This window comes from Pigmentiphaga sp. (assembly GCF_019689535.1).
Classification (GTDB): Bacteria; Pseudomonadota; Gammaproteobacteria; order Burkholderiales; family Burkholderiaceae_B; genus Pigmentiphaga.
The window spans coordinates 1-2,999 of sequence record NZ_JADGHH010000297.1 but is presented as its reverse complement, the minus strand read 5'-3'; the positions used below and the strand labels follow the sequence as shown (position 1 = coordinate 2,999).

The following is a 2,999-nucleotide window of genomic DNA, read 5'->3' as shown; positions in this document are numbered from 1 at the left end:
CCCGCCGCACTGCCGGCGCCGCCCCGGGGGCGCGCAGAGCGCGTCGGGAGGGCACCTTTTTCGGAGTGCTCTGATGAGTGCCAAACGCATTGTGAAGTTTGAGATTTACCGCTACGACCCCGACAAGGACGAGCGTCCCTACATGCAGAAGCTCGAGGTCGAGCTGGGGCCGAACGACAAAATGCTGCTCGATGCGCTGGTGCGCATCAAGAACGACGTGGACGACAGCCTCTCGTTCCGCCGTTCGTGCCGCGAGGGCGTGTGCGGTTCCGACGCCATGAACATCAATGGCAAGAACGGGCTTTCGTGCACGACCAACCTGCGCGACCTCAAGCAGCCCATCGTGCTCAAGCCGCTGCCCGGCCTGCCCGTCATCCGCGACCTCATCGTGGACATGACCCACTTCTTCAACCAATACCACTCGGTCAAGCCTTACCTGATCAACGACACGCCGCCGCCCGAGAAAGAGCGCCTGCAGTCGCCCGAGGCCCGCGAGGAGCTCAACGGCCTGTATGAGTGTATTCTGTGTGCTTGCTGCTCCACGTCGTGCCCGTCGTTCTGGTGGAATCCGGACAAATTCGTCGGCCCGGCCGGCCTGTTGCAGGCTTATCGTTTCCTCGCCGATACCCGTGACGAGGCAACCGGGGAACGCTTGGACAACCTCGAAGACCCCTATCGTTTGTTCCGTTGCCATACCATCATGAACTGCGTCGACGTCTGTCCCAAGGGGCTCAACCCCACCCGGGCGATAGGCAAGATCAAGGAAATGATGGCCCGACGGGCGATTTGATACCGTGGTGCCGGAATTTTCCCTGCATGACCGGACGCGCCTGCGCTGGCGCGCCCGGCGCGGTCTGCTCGAGAACGACTTGATCCTGACGCGTTTCCTGGACGCCTACGAGTCGCAGCTCACCGATGCCGACGTAACGGAATTGACGCGCTTGCTCGAGCTGTCCGACAACGAGTTGTTGGACTATCTGCTGGCCCGAAAGGAGCCGGAAGGTGACCTGGCTACGCCTGCCATGCAGGATTTGCTGAAAAGGCTGCGCTCGGTTTGAGCGGCCTGAGTCCAAATGATTTGATTTTGAAGCAAGAGGAACATCCGATGAAAGTGTCCGACAAGAAAGCAATCCTGACCTTTTCCGATGGCAGTCCCGGGGCCGAGTTCCCGGTTTACGAAGGCACGGTCGGTCCGTCGGTCGTCGATATCCGCAAGTTGTACGCGCAAACCGGGATGTTCACTCTGGACCCTGGCTTCCTGTCGACGGCCGCTTGCTCTTCGAGCATTACCTACATCGATGGCGACAAGGGCGAGCTGCTCTACCGTGGCTACCCCATCGAGCAACTGGCGGTCAAGTGCGACTTCCTGGAAACCTGCTACCTGATCCTGAACGGCGAGCTGCCGAATGCCCAGCAGAAGGCTGAGTTCGATCACCTGGTGCGCCATCACACCATGGTCAACGAACAGCTGCAGTTCTTCCTGCGTGGCTTCCGCCGCGACGCCCACCCGATGGCCGTCCTGACCGGCCTGGTCGGCGCCCTGTCGGCGTTCTACCACGACTCCATCGACATCACCCAGCCCAAGCACCGGGAAATCTCGGCCATCCGCCTGATCGCCAAGATGCCCACGCTGGTGGCAATGGCCTACAAGTACTCGATCGGCCAACCGTACATTTATCCGAAGAACGATCTGTCGTACACCGGCAACTTCCTGCGCATGATGTTCGCGACGCCGTGCGAAGAGTACGTCGTCAACCCCGTGATCGAACGCGCGCTCGACCGCATCTTCATCCTGCACGCCGACCACGAACAGAACGCCTCGACCTCGACGGTGCGCCTGTGCGGTTCGTCGGGCACCAACCCGTTCGCCGCCATCGCGGCCGGCGTGGCTTGCCTCTGGGGTCCGGCGCACGGCGGCGCCAACGAAGCGGCGTTGCAGATGCTGGAAGACCTGCTCGCAGCGGGTGGCGTCGATAAGCTGGGCGAGTTCGTTGCCAAGGTCAAGGACAAGAGCTCGGGCGTCCGCCTGATGGGCTTTGGCCACCGCGTCTACAAGAACTACGATCCGCGCGCCAAGCTGATGCAGGAAACCTGCCGCGAAGTGCTCGAGGCGCTGGGCCTGCAAGACGACCCGCTGTTCAAGCTGGCCATGGCGCTGGAAAAGATCGCACTGGAAGACGATTACTTCGTCCAGCGCAAGCTCTACCCGAACGTGGACTTCTACTCGGGCATCGTCCAGCGTGCCATCGGCATCCCGACCCAGCTGTTCACGGCCATCTTCGCGCTGGCCCGCACGGTGGGCTGGATCGCGCAGTGGGACGAAATGATCTCCGATCCCGACTACAAGATCGGCCGTCCGCGCCAGCTGTACACCGGTTCTCCGGCCCGCGACGTCCCGGACCTCGACAAGCGTTGATGGAGCACGGCAGGTGGCACTGCCCCTGCCATGCCGGTCGTTGCAACGCCGCCAGGATGCTCCCTGGCGGCTTTTTTTGTCCTCGGCTGGCAAGCAGGAGAGGGCGACGCCCGCACGCGTGAGGGAGGCATGTTCGCCGGTGTTGCGGCGCACATCCGAGGGTGCGTCCTGGCGGCAGGCGAAGCAGTCGTCCGGACCGCCGAATTTTGCTGCGGCGCAGGGAAAAACTGGGCACCTTGGCGCGCCGGAACCAATGGCGGCGTGGCCTGTCTTTTTGCCTGAAAGACGGCTCGCCATCCGTCGGTTAAACCGCACAATGGCGTGTTTTTTTCAAGCAGGAAAAGCCCCTAAGTGCTATGCTTTCAAGGTTTATTGATTTTTTCTGAGCGACCGCAAGGTTTCCATCAACCGCCTTCTGCACCCGCTATCCGCTATTCGGCCGAGCCGTGTCGCGGAAGGTACGTCCTGCATCGAACGGGTGAAACACCCGGAAAGGTGAAGCGTAAATCATGTCCAGCATCCAAGAATCCAGCACCTCGTATTTATTCGGGGGGAATGCGCCATACGTAGAGGAGCTCTACGA

3 protein-coding genes are annotated in these 2,999 nt (G+C 61.4%); all 3 read left to right on the top strand.

Features of this window, described 5'->3' with window-relative positions; translation table 11 throughout:
• Positions 1-73: 73 nt before the first annotated feature.
• From IRZ12_RS16905 to gltA, 3 genes are read left to right on the top strand one after another with little or no spacing between them, the layout of a single operon-like run.
• Positions 74-790: a succinate dehydrogenase iron-sulfur subunit gene (locus tag IRZ12_RS16905; RefSeq protein ID WP_296471053.1), complete on the top strand. Its 717-nt coding sequence runs from the start codon at positions 74-76 to the stop codon at positions 788-790.
• 7 nt (positions 791-797) lie between these two features.
• Positions 798-1,058: a succinate dehydrogenase assembly factor 2 gene (locus IRZ12_RS16900; protein ID WP_296471049.1), complete on the top strand. Its 261-nt coding sequence runs from the start codon at positions 798-800 to the stop codon at positions 1,056-1,058.
• Positions 1,059-1,105: 47 nt separating this feature from the next.
• On the top strand, positions 1,106-2,416 hold the full coding sequence (gltA, locus tag IRZ12_RS16895; RefSeq protein WP_296471046.1) for a citrate synthase: 1,311 nt from the start codon (positions 1,106-1,108) through the stop codon (positions 2,414-2,416).
• Positions 2,417-2,999 lie beyond the last annotated feature (583 nt).

What these genes read in the sequence shown, in the direction of transcription:
- gltA (WP_296471046.1), top strand. Translation starts at nt 1,106, where the DNA reads ATGAAAGTGTCCGACAAGAAAGCAATCCTGACCTTTTCCGATGGCAGT.
- IRZ12_RS16905 (WP_296471053.1), top strand. Translation starts at nt 74, where the DNA reads ATGAGTGCCAAACGCATTGTGAAGTTTGAGATTTACCGCTACGACCCC.